The sequence below is a fragment of the Streptomyces sp. DSM 118878 genome (assembly GCF_052936595.1).
The window spans coordinates 7783967-7800840 of the sequence record NZ_CP193622.1 but is presented as its reverse complement, the minus strand read 5'-3'; the positions used below and the strand labels follow the sequence as shown (position 1 = coordinate 7800840).

General features: G+C 69.5%; 13 protein-coding genes. 7 read left to right on the top strand and 6 right to left on the bottom strand.

Annotation, left to right across the window (positions count from 1 at the left end; genetic code table 11):
• The first annotated feature begins 12 nt into the window (after positions 1-12).
• The 4 genes from ACRAKF_RS33740 to ACRAKF_RS33725 all read left to right on the top strand — a co-directional run bounded on the left by ACRAKF_RS33740 (position 13) and on the right by ACRAKF_RS33725 (position 5707).
• Complete coding sequence (locus ACRAKF_RS33740; RefSeq protein WP_447041708.1) at positions 13-945, top strand: cation diffusion facilitator family transporter; 933 nt, start codon at positions 13-15, stop codon at positions 943-945.
• Between the two features lie 151 nt (positions 946-1096).
• On the top strand, positions 1097-2950 hold the full coding sequence (asnB, locus tag ACRAKF_RS33735) for an asparagine synthase (glutamine-hydrolyzing) (RefSeq protein ID WP_447041706.1): 1854 nt from the start codon (positions 1097-1099) through the stop codon (positions 2948-2950).
• A 329-nt stretch (positions 2951-3279) separates the two neighbouring features.
• Positions 3280-4617, top strand: coding sequence for a cellulase family glycosylhydrolase (locus ACRAKF_RS33730; RefSeq protein ID WP_447041705.1), 1338 nt, complete (start codon positions 3280-3282; stop codon positions 4615-4617).
• A 70-nt stretch (positions 4618-4687) separates the two neighbouring features.
• Positions 4688-5707 carry a LacI family DNA-binding transcriptional regulator gene (locus tag ACRAKF_RS33725; RefSeq protein WP_447041703.1) on the top strand — a complete coding sequence of 340 codons (1020 nt, stop codon included), beginning with the start codon at positions 4688-4690 and terminating at the stop codon, positions 5705-5707.
• Here ACRAKF_RS33725 and ACRAKF_RS33720 read toward each other — a convergent pair whose 3' ends face one another.
• A complete protein-coding gene (locus ACRAKF_RS33720) occupies positions 5708-6745 on the bottom strand; it encodes a LacI family DNA-binding transcriptional regulator (RefSeq protein WP_447041702.1) in 1038 nt (345 codons plus the stop codon).
• Positions 6742-9153, bottom strand: a complete 2412-nt coding sequence (locus tag ACRAKF_RS33715) for a glycoside hydrolase family 2 protein (protein WP_447041700.1) — start codon at positions 9151-9153, stop codon at positions 6742-6744. The genes ACRAKF_RS33720 and ACRAKF_RS33715 overlap by 4 nt, the downstream gene beginning before the upstream one ends.
• A gap of 269 nt (positions 9154-9422) precedes the next feature.
• Between ACRAKF_RS33715 and ACRAKF_RS33710 the strand changes: the two genes are divergently transcribed.
• From ACRAKF_RS33710 to ACRAKF_RS33700, 3 genes are all read left to right on the top strand, one after another.
• The gene (locus ACRAKF_RS33710; protein WP_447041699.1) at positions 9423-10742 is read left to right on the top strand and encodes an ABC transporter substrate-binding protein; all 1320 of its coding nucleotides are present in this window, start codon (positions 9423-9425) and stop codon (positions 10740-10742) included.
• A gap of 91 nt (positions 10743-10833) precedes the next feature.
• Positions 10834-11805 (top strand): carbohydrate ABC transporter permease, encoded by a 972-nt coding sequence (locus ACRAKF_RS33705; RefSeq protein WP_447041698.1) that lies wholly within the window; start codon positions 10834-10836, stop codon positions 11803-11805.
• Positions 11802-12680, top strand: a complete 879-nt coding sequence (locus ACRAKF_RS33700; protein WP_447041697.1) for a carbohydrate ABC transporter permease — start codon at positions 11802-11804, stop codon at positions 12678-12680. The genes ACRAKF_RS33705 and ACRAKF_RS33700 overlap by 4 nt, the downstream gene beginning before the upstream one ends.
• A gap of 34 nt (positions 12681-12714) precedes the next feature.
• On the opposite strand, the gene ACRAKF_RS33695 is transcribed toward ACRAKF_RS33700, so the two are convergent.
• Genes ACRAKF_RS33695 through ACRAKF_RS33680 form a run of 4 tightly spaced genes read right to left on the bottom strand, consistent with a single transcriptional unit; the run spans position 12715 to position 16376 of the window.
• Positions 12715-13338 (bottom strand): GTP-binding protein, encoded by a 624-nt coding sequence (locus ACRAKF_RS33695; protein WP_447042301.1) that lies wholly within the window; start codon positions 13336-13338, stop codon positions 12715-12717.
• Position 13339: 1 nt separating this feature from the next.
• Entirely contained in the window at positions 13340-13711 is a 372-nt protein-coding gene (locus tag ACRAKF_RS33690; RefSeq protein ID WP_447041696.1) for a DUF742 domain-containing protein, read from the bottom strand.
• Positions 13711-14115 (bottom strand): roadblock/LC7 domain-containing protein, encoded by a 405-nt coding sequence (locus tag ACRAKF_RS33685; RefSeq protein ID WP_447041694.1) that lies wholly within the window; start codon positions 14113-14115, stop codon positions 13711-13713. Before ACRAKF_RS33685 ends, ACRAKF_RS33690 begins: the two co-directional genes overlap by 1 nt.
• Positions 14112-16376 carry a nitrate- and nitrite sensing domain-containing protein gene (locus ACRAKF_RS33680; RefSeq protein WP_447041693.1) on the bottom strand — a complete coding sequence of 755 codons (2265 nt, stop codon included), beginning with the start codon at positions 16374-16376 and terminating at the stop codon, positions 14112-14114. Before ACRAKF_RS33680 ends, ACRAKF_RS33685 begins: the two co-directional genes overlap by 4 nt.
• Between the last annotated feature and the right edge of the window lie 498 nt (positions 16377-16874).

The following is a 16874-nucleotide window of genomic DNA, read 5'->3' as shown; positions in this document are numbered from 1 at the left end:
CCACTCGCCGCCATGGGGCACGACCACGGCCCGCCCGCCGTGACGGCAGCGGCGAGCGGCACTCTCAGCGGGGCGTACCGTGGCCGGCTGCTGTGGACCATCGCCATCAGCGGGGCGATCACCCTCATCCAGGTGGCCGGCGCGCTGCTCTCCGGCAGCCTCGCGCTCCTCGCGGACGCGGCGCACAGCCTGACGGACGCGGTCGGCGTCTCCCTGGCCCTCGGCGCCATCACCCTGGCCCAACGGGCGCCGACGCCCCGGCGTACCTTCGGCTTCTACCGGGTGGAGATCTTCTCGGCGGTCCTCAACGCGCTGCTCCTCGTGGCCATCTTCTGCTGGGTCCTGTGGTCGGCGATCGGCCGGTTCAGCGAGCCGGTGGAGGTCAGGGGCGGCCTGATGTTCGCGGTGGCGCTCGGCGGGCTCCTCGCCAACCTCGTGGGCCTGTGGCTGCTGCGCGACGCCAGGGCGAAGAGCCTGAACCTGCGCGGCGCCTATCTGGAGGTGCTCGGCGACGCGCTGGGCTCGGTGGCCGTGATCGTGGGCGGCCTGGTCATCCTCCTGACGGGGTGGCAGGCCGCCGACCCGATCGCGTCGATCGTCATCGGCCTGCTGATCGTGCCGCGCTCCTACGGGCTGCTGCGCGACTCCGTGCACGTCCTCCTGGAGGCGACCCCGCAGGACGTCGACCTGGACGAGGTCCGGCGCCACCTCCTGGCGGAGCCCGGGGTCGTGGCCGTGCACGACCTGCACGGCTGGACGGTCACCTCCGGGATGCCGGTCCTCACCGCCCACGTGGTGGTGACGGACGCGGCCCTGTCCCACGGCTACGGCGAACTCCTCGGGCGCCTTCAGAGATGCGCGGGCGACCACTTCGACGTGCGCCACTCGACGCTCCAACTGGAGCCACTGGGCCACCGCGAGGAGGACGGCACGCTGCACAGCTAGCACCGCCTCTCCGCCTCCCCGCCCCTCCGCCTTTCCCGCGGCGGCGTCGACGGGCCCGGGACCGGCTGTCTCCCTGTCGCTCTCTACGATGACGCGGCGAGGGCGCGGCTCCACGCCGCTGACCACTCCGCAGGGCACAGGAGGACAGCACATGTGTGGGATGACCGGCTGGGTCGCGTACGACCGTGACCTCACCCGCGAGCGCGAGACCCTGGAGGCGATGACCCGGACGATGGCGTGCCGGGGGCCGGACTCCTCCGGCACCCGGATCGAGCGGCACGCCGCCCTCGGCCACCGGCGGCTCGGGGTGATCGATCTGCCGGGCGGCAAGCAGCCGATGACGGTACGGACACCGAACGGCGACGTCACGCTCGTCTACACCGGCGAGACCTACAACTACGTCGAGCTGCGCGAGGAGCTGATCCGGCGAGGGGAGCGCTTCGAAACGGCCGGCGACACCGAGGTGGTCCTGCGCGGATACCTGCGCTGGGGCGAGGCGCTGGCCGACCGTCTCAACGGCATGTACGCGTTCGCGATCTGGGACGCGCGTGACCAGAAGCTGGTCATGATCCGCGACCGGCTCGGCATCAAGCCCCTCTTCTACTACCGCACCGCCGACGGCCTGCTCTTCGGCTCCGAGCCCAAGGCGATCCTCGCCAACCCGCTGGCCAAGCGCGTGGTGGACGCGGACGGGCTGCGCGAGGCCTTCTCGTACTGCTTCACGCCGGGGCACGCCATGTGGTCGGGCATGCGGCAGGTCGAGCCGGGCACCATCGTCACGCTCGACCCCACCGGCCCGCGCGAGCGCACGTACTGGCGTCTGGAGACGCGGCCGCACACCGACGACGTGGAGACCACCGTCGGCCGCGTCCGCGAGCTGCTCGACGACACGGTGCGCCGGCAGCTCGTCGCGGACGTGCCGCGCTGCGTCCTGCTCTCGGGCGGCATCGACTCCGGCACGCTGACCGCGCTGTCCGCCGCCCACCTGGGCGAGGAGCGCGTGCGGACCTTCTCGGTCGACTTCATGGACCACGTGGAGAACTTCACGTCGGACGTTCTGCGGGACACCCCGGACGCGCCGTACGTGAAGGACGTCGCCGAGCACGTCGGCTCGGACCACACCGACATCGTGATCGGCCCGAAGGACCTGGCCGACCCCGAGATCCGCAGGGCCGTGATCAGCGCCCGCGATGTGCCGGTGACCATGGGCGATCTCGACTTCTCGCTCTATCTGCTCTTCAAGGAGGTCCGGCGGCGGTCGACGGTGGCGCTGTCCGGCGAGGCGGCGGACGAGATATTCGGCGGCTACAAACACATGCACGACCCCCAGGTCCAGCAGGCCCGCGCCTTCCCGTGGATCGCGCGGGACATCGGCGCCTTCGACAAGGACGGCACGGGCGTGGATCCGCGGCTCTGGTCCGCGCTGCGCATCGACGAGTACCGGCGGGACGCGTACGCGAGCGCGGTGGGGCAGATCGAACGGCTCGGCTCCGGGGGCGGTGCCGACGCGGAGGACGACTTCACGTACCGCATGCGCGTCATGACCCATCTGCACGTGACCCGGTTCATGCGCTTCCTGCTCGACCGCAAGGACCGGCTGAGCATGGCGCACGGGCTGGAGGTCCGCGTGCCGTTCTGCGACCACCGGATCGCCGAGTACGTCTACAACGCCCCCTGGGCGCTCAAGACGTACGACGGCCGGGAGAAGAGCCTGCTGCGCGGCGCCGTCAAGGACATGCTGCCGCGGTCCGTCGCCTGGCGCCCGAAGAGCGCCTACCCCTCGACGCAGGACCCGTACTACGCCCAGGAGCTCCAGCGGCAGGCCAAGGACCTGCTGTCCGACCGCGGTCACGCGGTCTTCGACCTGGTGGAACGCCGCCGGCTGGAGACCGTGGCGGGCGGCGACGCGGCCGCGATGGACCGCCTGACCCGGCTGGGCCTGGAACGGACCCTGGATCTGGCCACGTGGCTGGAGGTGTACCGGCCTTCGCTGGAGCTGCCGTAGCGGGGAACGCGTGAGGGGCCGTACGAGGGAGGCGTACGAGGGGGCCGCACCGGAGATTTTCCGGTACGGCCCCTTCTGTACGTCCGCGAGTCGAGATCACTTAACCGGTTCCGTAGAAACCATTGTGCTCGTCAACCGTGGCCCCTAGTGTCGTGGCCGTCGCCGGACGGAAGCATCAAAACCAGCCACCATTCCTGTGTTTACGCAGGTCAGGTGGCGTGCCGTAGAGAGAGCGCCCCACGCCGCCCGGCTGATGACACCTCGCGCCCGAAAGCCGCCGATGCCGGCTGCCGAAAACCGGCGCGCACCGACCGAACCGGGAGCAGTAGATGAGACGAACACGAGCCGCCGTCGCCTCGGCCACCCTGCTGGCCGCCTGCGCCGCACTCCTCACCGCCACCCCGTCCGCCCAGGCCGCCGACTCGCCCGGCTTCCACATCCGGGACGGCCGTCTGCTGGACGCCAACGACAAGGAGTTCGTGATGCGCGGGGTCAACCACGCGCACACCTGGTACCCCGACAAGACCGACCAGGCGCTGAAGGACATCAAGGCCAAGGGCGCCAACACCGTCCGGGTCGTCCTGAGCACCGGAGGCCAGTGGACCAAGAACGACACCGCCGACGTCAGGCGCGTGGTCGACGAGTGCAAGAAGAACCGGCTCATCTGCGTCCTGGAGGCCCACGACACGACGGGCTACGGCGAGGCGGGCGCGGCCGTCCCGCTGTCGAAGGCGGTCGACTACTGGCTGAGCATCAAGGACGCCCTCGTGGGCCAGGAGAAGTACGTCCTGGTCAACATCGGCAACGAGCCCTACGGCAACACCAATTACACCGACTGGACCAAGGACACCAAGACCGCCATCGGCCGGCTGCGCGGGGCGGACCTGGACCACACGCTGATGGTCGACGCTCCCAACTGGGGCCAGGACTGGTCCTTCACCATGCGGGACAACGCCGCCGGGGTGCTGGCCGCCGACCCGGACCGCAACGTCATGTTCGACATCCACATGTACGGCGTCTACGACACTCCGGCCGAGGTCACCGACTACCTCACCCGGTTCACGGACGCCAAACTCCCCATCGTGGTCGGTGAGTTCGGGGACATGCACTCCGACGGAAACCCGGACGAGGGCGCCATCATGGCCACCGCCCAGTCACAGGGCATCGGCTATCTGGGCTGGTCCTGGAGCGGCAACGGCGGCGGCGTCGAATACCTCGACCTGGTGCAGGACTTCGACGCGAGCCGGCTCTCCGGCTGGGGCAAGCGCCTGTTCGACGGGGCCAACGGCATCAAGGCCACCGCCAAGGAGGCGAGCGTCTTCGCCGGCACCGGCGACGGCGGGGGCGACGGTGCCTGCGCGGTCGCCTACCGCCTGAGCGACTGGGGCAGCTCGTTCAACGCCGACATCACCATCCGCAACACCTCCGCCCAGGCCGTCGACGGCTGGAAACTGGGCTTCTCCTTCACCGGGAAGCAGAAGATCAACTCGGTGTGGAACGCCAGGGCGGTCCAGGACGGCGCCGCCGTCCGCGTCACCCCCGAACCCTGGACGCACTCCATCCCCGCGGGCGGCACGGTGTCGTTCGGGCTCAGCGGATCCTCCACCGGTGCCAACACCGCACCGGCGGCCTTCACGCTGGGCGGCAAGACCTGCGCCGCCGCCTGAGCCCTGGTTCAGTGGCCGGATGAACGCACTTCAGCGGCCGACCGGTAAGGTCGGCCGCTGAGGAGGGCGCATGAAACGGCCGACGATCGCGGACATCGCGCGCCAGGCGGGAGTCTCCAAGGTCGCGGTCTCCTACGCGCTCAACGACCAGCCGGGCGTCTCCGCGCAGACCCGCGCCAGGATCAAGGCCATCGCCGAGGAGGTCGGCTGGCGGCCCAGCAGCGCCGCCCGCGCCCTCAACGGCGCACAGGCCCGGGCCGTGGGCCTGGCCGTGTGCCGTCCCGCCCGCACGCTGAGCGTCGAGCCGTTCTTCATGGAACTCATCGGCGGTATCGAGTCGGTACTCGCGCCGCGCTCCATCGCGCTCATGCTCCAGACCGTCACCAGCCACGACGACGAGGTCGAGCTCTACCGCCGCTGGTGGGGCGAGGGCAGGGTGGACGGCGCGCTCCTGGTGGACCTGCACGACGACGACGTACGCGTACCCGCTCTCGCGGCCATGGATCTGCCGGTGGTGGCCCTGGGGCCGCCGAGCGCCACCGGGGCCCTGCCCGCCGTCTGGTCCGACGACGGCGCGAGCATCCGCGAGACCGTCGCGTACCTGGCCGCGCTGGGACACCGGGGCATCGCGCGCGTGGCGGGACTGCCGCAGCTCGCGCACACGACCGTACGGGACGCCGCGTTCGCGGAGAGCTGCCGTGCGGCGGGGCTGCCCGAGCCCGTGGTGGTGCACACCGACTACTCCGGCGAGGAGGGGGCACGGGCCACCCGCAGGCTGCTCATCGCCCAGGAGCGTCCCACCGCGATCGTGTACGACAACGACATCATGGCCGTCGCGGGCCTGTCGGTCGCGCAGGAGCTGAGCCTGGATGTTCCGCGCCGGCTCTCCCTCGTGGCGTGGGACGACTCCCCCTTCACCCAGGCGGTACGTCCGCAGCTCACCGCCCTGACCCGGGACATCGCCGAGTACGGTGCCTGCGCCGCGCGGACGCTGCTGGCCGCCGTCGACAAGGAACCCGTCGGGCACCGGCAGATGCCCGCCGCCCGGCTCGTGCCGAGGGCGAGCACCAGCCCACCTCACTCGCGCTGATCAGGTCTGCGGCGCCCGCGGGGAAGCCGTGGAGGCGCGGGGTGTCAGCGACGGGGTCCTGACCGGGTGCGGCGTCACCTCCCGGCCCGCGATGACGGCGAACAGCTCGCGGGTGACCTCGGCGCCGAAGCCGTGCACGTCGTGGCTCATCGCCGACAGCGTCGGGTGCGTCAGCCGGCACAACTGGGAGTCGTCCCAGGCCAGCAGCGACAACTCGTCCGGCACGGTGACACCCATCTCGGCGGCGACACCCAGCCCGGCGACCGCCATGATGTCGTTGTCGTAGACGATGGCGGTCGGCCGCTCGGGCCGCAGCAGCAGTGAGCGCGTCGCCCGTGCCCCCTCCTCCCCCGCGAACCCGGTCGTCACCGGGGGGCTCGGCCGCAGACCCAGATCACGCAGGGTGTCCTCGAAGGCCCGTTCACGGATGGCGCTGTGCCCAAGGCCCGGCGGGCCACCCACGCGGGCGATGCGCCGGTGGCCCAGGGCCGCCAGATACCGCACGGCTTCGGCCATCGCCGTGGCGTCGTCCGTCCACACCGCCGGGATGCCTCCGGTCAGATCGGGGTGACCCACCGCGACCGCCGGGACGCCGAGCTTCGTGAGCGGCTCGATCCGGGGGTCGTCCCGGTGGAAGTCGACCAGGATGGACCCGCCGACCTGCCGTTCGCGCCACCACGTCTCCTGCACGGCGATCTCCTCGTCCAGGCTGCTGACCAGGCGGAGGAGAAGGGAGCAGGACCGCTCGGCCAGGATGCTCTCGATGCCGGAGATGAACTCCATGTAGAACGGTTCGAGGCCGAGCAGCCTGGCCGGCCGGCACAGGGCGAGGCCGATGGTGTCGGTCCGCTGCGTCGAAAGGCTCCGGGCGGAGGAGTTGGGTGCCCAGCCCAGCTCCCGTGCGACGGTGAAGATGCGTTCCCGGGTGGCCTCGGACAGGCCGGGTTTGTGGTTGAACGCGATCGAGACCGCGCCCTTCGACACCCCGGCCGCCGCCGCGACCTCCTTGATGGTGATGCGCTGGGTGGGAGCGCTCACGCCGGTTCCACACAGAAGAGCGCCTCGCGGATCGTGTTGGCGCCCGCGCCCCCGGCCCCCCGCACGCGGATGCGGGCCCGCTCCCCGGGCAGCAGAGTGATCAGGCCGCGGTCGGCTGTCGCGTGGGGCGCGATGCGGTCGGGCTGGAGCAGCAGGTCGCGTACGAGGGTCCGGGCGCTGACCACGACGTCGACGGTGTCCCGGCTGCTGCCCACGGTCTCCACCGCGATGTCGAAGCGTGGCGCCGGGTAACCGAACTCCTTGTCACGCACCGGAAGGTGGAGGGCGCGCAGGTCGTCGGCGTCGGCCACCAGGTACTCCTTGGTCGCTCCGGCCGACGGCCTGACCTCCTCCGGCGCGGGCAGTCGCAGCACCTCACCCGCGGGCACGGTGAGCCCGAGCGGGACCTCCGCGGAGACGGTGCCGTCGGTCCGCATCAGACGCAGCGTGACGTCGGTGCTCCATGGCCGGGAGCCGAGGTTGGACAGGACGAGCTCGGGTCCTTCGGTGCCCGGCTGGAGAGTGAGGAGCCGGTCGGCGTAGACGCGGCGCAGCTCGTGGTGGAGCGGCTTGAGGCGGCCGTCGCCGTCGATCGCCGACCAGGAGCTGACCGGCCAGCAGTCGTTGATCTGCCACACGATCGTGCCCGCGCAGCGCGGCCAGTTGGCGCGCCAGTGCTCGATACCGGCGGCGACGGCGCGGGCCTGGACGACCTGGGTGAGGTAGTGCCAGCGGTCGAAGTCGCCCTCGGGCGGTGCGAAGTGCCGGGCGATTCCGCGGTTCAGCTTGTCGTTGCCGTCCTCGGCCTTCTGGTGGTGCAGCATTCCGGGTGAGTCCGGTGCGAGGGTCTCGCCGGGCAGGGCGCGCCGCAGTGTGGCCATCGCCGGGGGTGCCTGCCAGCCGAACTCGGAGACGAAGCGCGGCACGTTCGCGAGGTACTCGGTGTAGTCCTGCCGGTTCCACACCTCCCACGAGTGGTAGGTGCCGTGGTCCGGGTCGTTGGGGTGGTGGTCCCAGGAGCCGGACCACGGGCTGCCCGCGCTGTACGCGCGCGTGGGGTCCAGCTCGGCGACCACGCGCGGCAGCACCCCGAGGTAGTAGCCCTCGCCCCATGAGTTGCCGGCGAGCGGCTCCTCCCAGTCCCAGTCGCGAAAGCCCCACAGGTTCTCGTTGTTGCCGTTCCACAGGACGAGGCTGGGGTGCGGCATGAGGCGGACGACGTTCTCGCGGGCCTCGGCCTCGATCTCGCCGCGCAGCGGCTGTTCCTCGGGATAGGCGGCGCAGGCGAAGAGGAAGTCCTGCCAGACCATCAGGCCGAGTTCGTCGCAGGCGTCGTAGAAGGCGTCGTCCTCGTAGATGCCGCCGCCCCAGATCCTGACGAGGTCGACGTTGGCCGCGGCGGTCTGCTCCAGGCGGGTGCGGTAGCGCTCGGGGGTGATGCGCGAGGGCAGCACGTCGTCGGGGATCCAGTTCACGCCGCGTACGAAGACGCGCTCGCCGTTGACGACGAACGTGAACCCGGTGCCGTGCTCGTCGGCGCTCCGGTCCAGCTCGATGGTGCGGAACCCCACCCGCCGATGCCATGTGTCCAGCGGAGCCTCTCCGGCGAGGAGCGTCAACTCGACGTCGTACAAAGGCTGTTCGCCGTGTCCGCGCGGCCACCAGAGCCGCACGTCCGGCACGTCGAGCACGACGGTGACGCCGTCGCCGCCGACGTCGGCGCGCGCCGTCACGCCCGCGACCGTGGCGAGCGCGGTCAGCGGCCGGTCCGCGCCGGCCTCGGTGCGCTCGATGTCGACGCGCAGCTCCACGCGGCCACGGGCGCCGTCCACGGTCACCAGCGGACGCACCCGCGCGATGCGCGCCGTCGACCAGTGTTCGAGCCGGACCGGACGCCACATGCCCGCGGTGACCACGGTCGGCCCCCAGTCCCAGCCGAAGTTGGCCGCCATCTTGCGGATGTACTGGAACGGCTCCGGATAGACGTTGGGGCGCTCGCCGGTCAGCTCCCGCACGGCCGCGGCCTCCGCGTAGGCGGAGTCGAAGGTGACGTTCAACTCGCCGGTCCGGCCCGTGACGTCGAACCGGTACGAGCGGTGCATGTTGCGGGTACGCCCCAACTCCGCGCCGTCCAGGGTGATGTGGGCGGCGGTGTCCAGACCGTCGAAGACCAGGTCGGTGCGCTCGTGCGGCGACGGGCTCGACGCCTCGTCGCTCAGCGAGCGCGTGTAGGTCCAGGACTGGCGTCCCACCCAGTCCACGTACCGCTCGTTCGTGCCGAGGAAGGGGTCGGGGATGAGGTCCGCGGCGAGCAGATCGGTGTGGACGCAGCCGGGCACGCGGGCTTCCAGCAGCGCCCCGTCGTGACTGAGTCTCCAGCCTTCCGTCAGCTGGACGATGTGCTTCATCAGCGGCTCCAATCGGACAGGCGCAGAACCTGGTGGTGTGCGACGTCGGTCAACTTAACCTTCTGTTGGTTAACCGGTCCAGTCCCCATGAGCGATCACGCTCACACAGAACAGCGCAGACCAGAGCCGTCCCCGGGAACCTGCGTGGAATCAACCGGTAACGATTAGGTATCACGCAGGAAATGGATGCTTTACCGGTTCACGGATCGCTGACATAGTGCCGTCAGCCGCTGGGGCCTGAGCCGTAACCCTTGAAAGGAGTTGGGCACATGAGGAGGAAGCCGCTGAGCACGGTGCTGCTTGCCACCGCGCTGCTGACCGTCGCGGGGTGTGGTGGCGGAGGATCCTCGTCCGGGGAAGCCGCCACCGCTCCCTCGGACCCCGACAAGGTGTCCGGCACGATCACCGTGCTGAGCAACCGCACCGACCTCGTGCAGGACGGCACGATGAAGAAGTACGCCGCCAAGTTCAACAAGGAATATCCCAACGTGACGGTGAAGTTCCAGGGCGTCACCGACTACGAGGGGGAGGTGAAGATCAGGATGAACACCGACAACTACGGCGATGTCCTCCTGATCCCCTCCGTGATCGCCAAGGGCGACTACCCCAAGTTCTTCGCGCCCCTGGGCGACACGAAGACCATGGCGAAGAACTACCGCTTCACCGGCAAGACCGACGTACGCGGCAAGACGTACGGCATCGCGAACTTCGGCACGGTCAACGGCCTCGTCTACAACAAGGCGGTGTGGAAGAAGGCCGGCATCACCGACTGGCCGACCACTCCGGCGGAGTTCCTCGGCGACCTGAAGCAGATCAAGGCCAGGACGGGCGCCACGCCGTACTACACCAACTTCAAGGACGGCTGGCCGCTCAGCAGCCCCTGGACCAACAGCGTCGGCTCGGTCAGCTGTGACGCCAAGGCGTCCGACAAGCTGGCCACCTCCGACAAGCCGTGGGCCAAGGGCAGCGACCTCAACGTCCTGGACTCCCTGCTCCACGACATCGTCCACGACGATCTGGCGGAGAAGGACCCCACCACCACCAACTGGGAGACGTCCAAGACCGACCTGGCCAAGGGCAAGATCAGCAGCATGCTGCTCGGCTCCTGGGCCGTGAACCAGATGCGTGACGCCGCCACCAAGGCCGGCGAGAACCCGGACGACATCGGCTTCATGCCCGTGCCGGTCCAGAAGAACGGCGCGTTCTGCGCCACCATGCTCTCCGACTACCAGCTTGCCGTGAACACGCACTCCGACAACAAGGGTGCCGCTCGCGCCTGGATCGACTGGTTCACGGAGAAGTCGGGCTTCGCCGCGAAGGAGGGCGGGGTCTCGGCCCTGTCGTCCATGAGCTTCCCCGACGTCCTCAAGCCGTACCAGGACAACGATGTCAAGCTGATCGAGCGCTCCGAGGCCAAGACGGAGCAGGTCAACGCCATCGACAACGCCTCCGAGATCGGCCTCGCCAAGCAGGACTACCGCCAGAAGCTGATCGACATCGCCCGGGGAGCTCAGAAGGGGTCCCTCCAGGACTACTTCGACGAGCTCGACAAGCGCTGGTCCGAAGCCGCCGCGACCGCCGGCAACTGACCCGAACACGAGCACGGGGCCCCGCACCGCCAGCGGGGCCGGGCCCCACGCCTGCACAACGCTCGACGCGGATCACGAAAGGCCGTCCGACATGACCGACACCACGTCCAAAGCGCCGCCCACGCCGGCCCGGCGTGCCTCCATCACCCCCCGGCGCCGGGCGCGGCACCACACTCCTGCCACCCGTTCCTGGCGGGACCATCCGCTGCGGCGGATCACGCCGTGGCTGTTCCTGCTCGCGCCGCTCGCCCTGCTGATCACGTTCACGTACGTCCCCGTGGGCAACATGATCTATTACAGCTTCACGGACTGGGACGGCGTCAGCCCCGACCGGAACTTCACGGGACTCGACAACTACACCCAGCTCTTCACGCGGCCCGAGCTGTTCCGGGTGTTCTTCGTCAGCTTCTACTACCTGGCGGCCTCGGCGGCGCAGATCGTGATCGCGCTGTACTTCGCGACGATTCTCAGCTTCGACCTGCGATTCCGTAACTTCTTCAAGGGGATCCTGTTCTTCCCCTACCTGATCAACGGCGTCGCCATCGGCTTCGTCTTCCTGTACTTCTTCCAGGACGGCGGCACCCTCGACTCGATCCAGTCCTGGTTCGGCATCGGCGGCGACCACGCCTGGCTGGGTGACCCCGAGTCCGCCAACACCTCGCTCGCCGGGGTGTCCGTCTGGCGCTTCACGGGCCTGAACTTCGTGCTCTTCCTCGGCGCGATCCAGTCGATCCCCGGTGAGCTGTACGAGGCGGCGCAACTCGACGGGGCGAGCCGCTGGCAGCAGTTCCGGCACATCATCGCGCCGAGCATCCGGCCCGTGCTCAGCCTCAGCGTCATCCTCGCGATCTCCGGCTCACTGGCCGTCTTCGAGATCCCGTACATCATGACCGGCGGCGCGACCGGCACCTCGACCTTCGTCATCCAGACGGTGAAACTCGCTTTCCAGTTCAACAAAACGGGGCTGGCCTCGGCCTGCGCCGTCGTGCTGCTGCTGATCATCCTGGTGGTCACCTGGGTCCAGCGGCGACTCGTGCCCGACGACAAGGTGGACCTCGTATGACCACGCTCACCACTGACGACCGGACCCGGACCCGGACCCGGACCGGAATCCGGCGGCCCCGCATCGGCACGGCTCTGACCTACCTGTCGTTGGTCGTCGCCTCGCTGGTCGTCCTGGTCCCGCTCGTCGTCGTCTTCCTCACCTCGCTGAAGTCCTCTCGCGAGGTGAGCGACGGCGGGGCCCTGAGCCTGCCGGACGACTGGCTGAACTTCTCGAACTACGTCACCGCGTTCCGCGACGGCCACATGCTCACCGCCTTCGGGAACACCGCCTTCATCCTGCTGTTCTCGATCACCGGCACCGTCCTCATCGGCTCGATGACCGCGTACGCGATCGACCGCTTCGAGTTCCGGCTCAAGAAGACCGTGATGGCGCTGTTCCTGATCGCCACGCTCGTGCCCGGCGTCACGACGCAGGTGGCCACCTTCCAGGTGGTCAACAGCTTCGGCCTGGTGGACACCCACTGGGCGCCGATCCTGCTCTACACGGGCACCGACATCGTGTCGATCTACATCTTCCTCCAGTTCATCCGCGGGATCCCGACCTCGCTGGACGAGGCGGCCCGGCTCGACGGCGCGAACACCTTCACCATCTACCGCAAGATCATCCTGCCGCTGCTCAAGCCGGCCATCGCCACGGTCGTCATCGTCAAGGGCATCACGACGTACAACGACTTCTATATCCCGTTCCTCTATATGCCCTCCGAGGACAAGGGGACCATCTCCACGGCGCTGTTCCGCTTCAAGGGTCCCTTCGGGGCCCACTGGGAGAACATCTCCGCCGGCGCGATCCTCGTGATCCTGCCGACGCTCCTGATCTTCCTCTTCCTCCAGCGCTACATCTACAACGGGTTCGCCCAGGGGGCCACCAAGTAGCGGCCCTACTGGGACGTCAGCCCCTGGTGGTACGTCAGCCCGTCGCCGTCGCCGCGACCCCGGCTTTGGTGATCAGCATGTCCAGGAGCGCGAGCAGCACACCGCGCGCGTCGTCATGGGAGCGGGCATCGAGCATGCGGATGGGTGTGTTCGGGTCACGCAGGTGCAGCGCCGCCCTGATCTCCTCGTCGGTGTAGGGCTGTTCGCCGTGGAAGCAGTTCGCCGCGACCACGAACGGAAGCCCTCGGTTCTCGAAGAAGTCGACGGCAGGGAAACTGCGGTCGAGGCGTCGGGTGTCGACGAGGACGATCGCCCCGAGCGCCCCGTTCAGCAGGTCGTCCCACATGAACCAGAAGCGCTCCTGGCCAGGTGTGCCGAACAGGTAGAGCACGACCTGTGCGTCGGTGAGGGTGATGCGGCCGAAGTCCATCGCGACAGTGGTGGCCGTCTTGGACTCGATGCCGTCGAGGTCGTCGACGCCGACGCCCGCGCTCGTCAACCGCTCCTCGGTGCGCAGCGGCTCGATCTCGGAGACCGTCTCGACCAGGGTCGTCTTGCCGACGCCGAATCCCCCGGCGACGAGGATCTTGACGGGGGCCGCTTGCTTGGCTGCTTCCTCGGCCGCTTCCTGGGCTGGTTCCTCGGCAGGGGCAGGGATGTCATATCCGGGCAAGGTTGTCCCTGATTCTCATGAGCAGGTGGACATTGGTGGTCTCGGTCTCTTCCAGGGGCGGCCGGTGCTCGATCAGCCCCCGCTCCGCGAGTTCGCCGAGAAGCAGCGTCATGGGAGTGAGGCGGATCCTCATGCGCGCCGCGATCTCGGCGACCGCCCGGCCGCCCGGCGGCGAGCACATCGCGAGGATGGCCTGCCACTCGCTGGGCAGACCGCGGTGGCCGTCCGCGACGGCCACCGCCGTGATCGTGGTGTCCATGGTGAGGACTGTGTGTGCCGCCGCCGTACGCCCGTCGGTCAGCGCGTACAGCCGCGTCCGGCGGTGGCCTCCCTCCCGCGGCCCGGGCTCGTCCGCCATTACGACGGCTGCGCCTGGCCGCGATCAGGCGTGCTCAGCCACTCGCCGAGCGCCTGCGCGGTGCGCACGGCTTCGCCACCCAGCTCCCCGAGCCGTGCCTTGCGGGAGGTCACCACGATGAGTGTGCTGCCCTCTCCGCACCCGACGATGCAGAGGTAGCAGTCGTCCATCTCGACCAGCTGGCGGATCACCCGGCCGCCGTCGACCTCCCTGGAGATCGCCTTCATCGTGGAAGCGATGCCGGAGGACGCGGCGGCGATACGCTCCGCCTGGTCCCGTTCCAGCTCGTACGAGCTGAGCTTGATCCCGTCGTTGGACAGGAGTACGGCTCCCTGGATGCCGGCGATCCTGCTCAGGTTGTTGTCCAGGACGCTGTAGATCATGTCGTTCGTTGTCGTCGTCATGGCTGATCCTGTCGGAGTTCTGCTTCCACTGTCTGAGTCCCGTGTTCGTAGTCCGCCCAGGCGTCGGCCACTTCTTCGGGTGTCGCCGCGTCCTGGTCGACGGCGGTCTTCGGTGCGTGCGGCGCGCGGAGCTGCTCGGCGATGTGGGTCTGCGGGACCCGCTCGGGGAGGGCCGGCTTCGCGCCACCGCCCCGTGCCATGGCAGGGACCGGCGGCTTGCTCCGCACCGACGGCTCGCTCTCCACCGACGACTCGCTCTCCACCGACGGCTGCCTCTGCACCGGCGGCTTGCTCTCCACCGGCGGCTTGCTGCCCACCGCCCGCTTACTGCCCACCGGCCGCTCGGGCAGGCGCTCCGGCGTCCCGGTGCCGACGGCGGACCCGGTCGCCGCGCGCGGCGCTTCCTTGCCTGCCCCGACCGGTTCGGTCGGCACGAGGAGTTCCCCGGGGAAGATCACCACGGCCGACGTCCCCCCGTACACCGAGCGGCGCAGCGTCACCGTGGCCCCGAGCTGTTCCGCTATGTGGCCGACCACGAAGAGTCCGAGCCGATGCGCGTTCTCTGCCAGGACGGAGTACGGCGGGGCCGACCGCAGACGCCCGTTCATCTCCTCGTAGGTCGCGGCGGTCACCCGAGGCCCGCGGTCCTCGATGTCGACCAACAGCCCGTCCGTCACCAGTTCGGCACGGACGACCACCTTGGACTGCGGCGGGGAGAACCGGGTCGCGTTGTCGAGGAGTTCCGCCAGGAGGTGGCTGATCTCGCTGATCACCCGCGGTACCACGCTGATCTCGTCCAGGGCCTGGCGCTCGATCCGCCGGAAGTCCTCGACTTCGGCGGCGGCTTCGCGCAGCAGGTCGGCGACGCGCATGGGCTCGGTGTGCGGATCGGGGATCTCCCCGCCCGCCAGGATGAGCAGGTTCTCGATCTGCCGCCGCATGCCCACGGTCAACTGGTCGGATCGCATCAACCGGGCGAGGAGCTCCTCGTCGTGACCGAAGGCGTCCTGCAGTTCGTCGGTCAGGGTCAACTGGCGGCTGACCAGGTTTCCGGTGCGCGAGGCGATGCCCGCGGCGAACATGCCGAAGCCCTGGCGCTCGGCCGCGAGCCGCGCGTGCCCGTCGACGGACACGGAGACGACCCGGGCGAACGCGTCGCTGATACGTCCGACCTCGTCCCGGTCCCCGGTCACCGCGGGCAGCGCGTCGTCGTCGACGGGCAGCCCGCGCTGGAGCCGGTCCACGACGTCCGGCAGCGTGTCCTCGGCCATGGCCACCGTACGTCGGTGCAGACCTCGCAGACGGCGGAGCACCGAGCGCGTGGTGAGCACGATGACGGCCGCGACGGCGAGGACGGCCGCGCCGTTGACGACGGTCAGCCAGATGACCTCGTTCTCCAGCTGCGTGGCCTTGGCATCGGCGCGCACGAGCAGTGCTCGCCCCTGTTCCGCGTCGAGCGCGGCAACGCGCGCCGCGAACTTGTCGTACGCGGCCCGCCAGGCGTCGGTCTCCTCGGGCAGCTTGATGCCGGACGCGGTGTTCTGGTGGTGGGAGATGACCGCGTCCTCGATGCGGACCTTCGCCTTCCAGCCGTCCGAGGCGAACACCCGGTCGTAGGCCGCTCTGTCCTTGGCCGTCAGATACGGCGCGACCCACTCGTCGTACTGGTACCGCTGGGACCCGACGGAGTTGACGAATTCGGCGAACCCGGAGGGGCTCAGGCGCTTGGACGGCCCGGCCATGGCGAGGATGGTGGTCTCGCGTGCCACCATCTCGGACACGGTGAACACCGTGACGACCACGCCGCTCTCCTGGATGAGCTCGGCGTCTTCCGCATGGCTGAACTCGTTCTGGTACACCCGGATGATGCGGTCGACGAGGTCGGAGTAGTAGCCGATCGTCCGATCCACGCTCCCGCTGCGGGCGTCCGCGCGCTTGCGGTGGTCGGCCAGATCCGCGAGGCCGTGCTTCAGCTCCGCGACGTAATGCTCGTCCTCGCGCCCGTTCGCCGCCAGGGCTCCGTCGGCCGCCCGGCGGAACTCGTCCGCGGCCCGGTCCGTGGCCGCGCGCCGCTCGCGCACCTCTTTCTCGGCCACGGAGCCGCCCGCCCACCGTGTGGCGGTCATCGTCCGCTCGGCCTGCAATGTGGCCATCAGCCTGGTCAGGGGTGCGTCGATCCGCTCACCGACCGCGACATCGGCGCGCAGTTGCTCCGACTCGTGCACCAATCGTTGTGCGGTGATCACCACTTGGGTGCTCATCGCCAGAATGGGGATGATTGCCAGCCAGATGAGCAGCGTACGCAGGCGCAGGGTACGCCGCCGACGAGTCGGCGGCTTCCCTCGTGCGCCTTCGGGTTCTTGGGGAGACAGGGGAGACATCGGTCCTCGGGGAGCGGGGAGACAGTGGGGACGACTCAACAGCCGAGCCCGGACACAGCCCTGGGTGCGGGGCTGGGGGAAGTCCGGTTCGGCTCTGACGCGATGTGGGGCTCCGATCATAACCAGCCGCATCGGAGAAACGGAGAGATGTCTTCCGTTCGTCGCCTGTGGTAGAGCGACGGAGAGGTCCGCTCGGGACGGCGCGTTCGCCTGCCGCCGGGGCGCGGGTGCGCTCGCGGGGACAGGGAAACCGACCCGCCCCGACGTCCCACTTACTTCCCCTACTTCCCGCTGCTCAAGCTGAACGACCGTTTTTGCAGGGGCACTTGGCGAACCGGGGGCGCGCTTTCCCGTTGCTCCGGCGGCAGGGCCCACGCT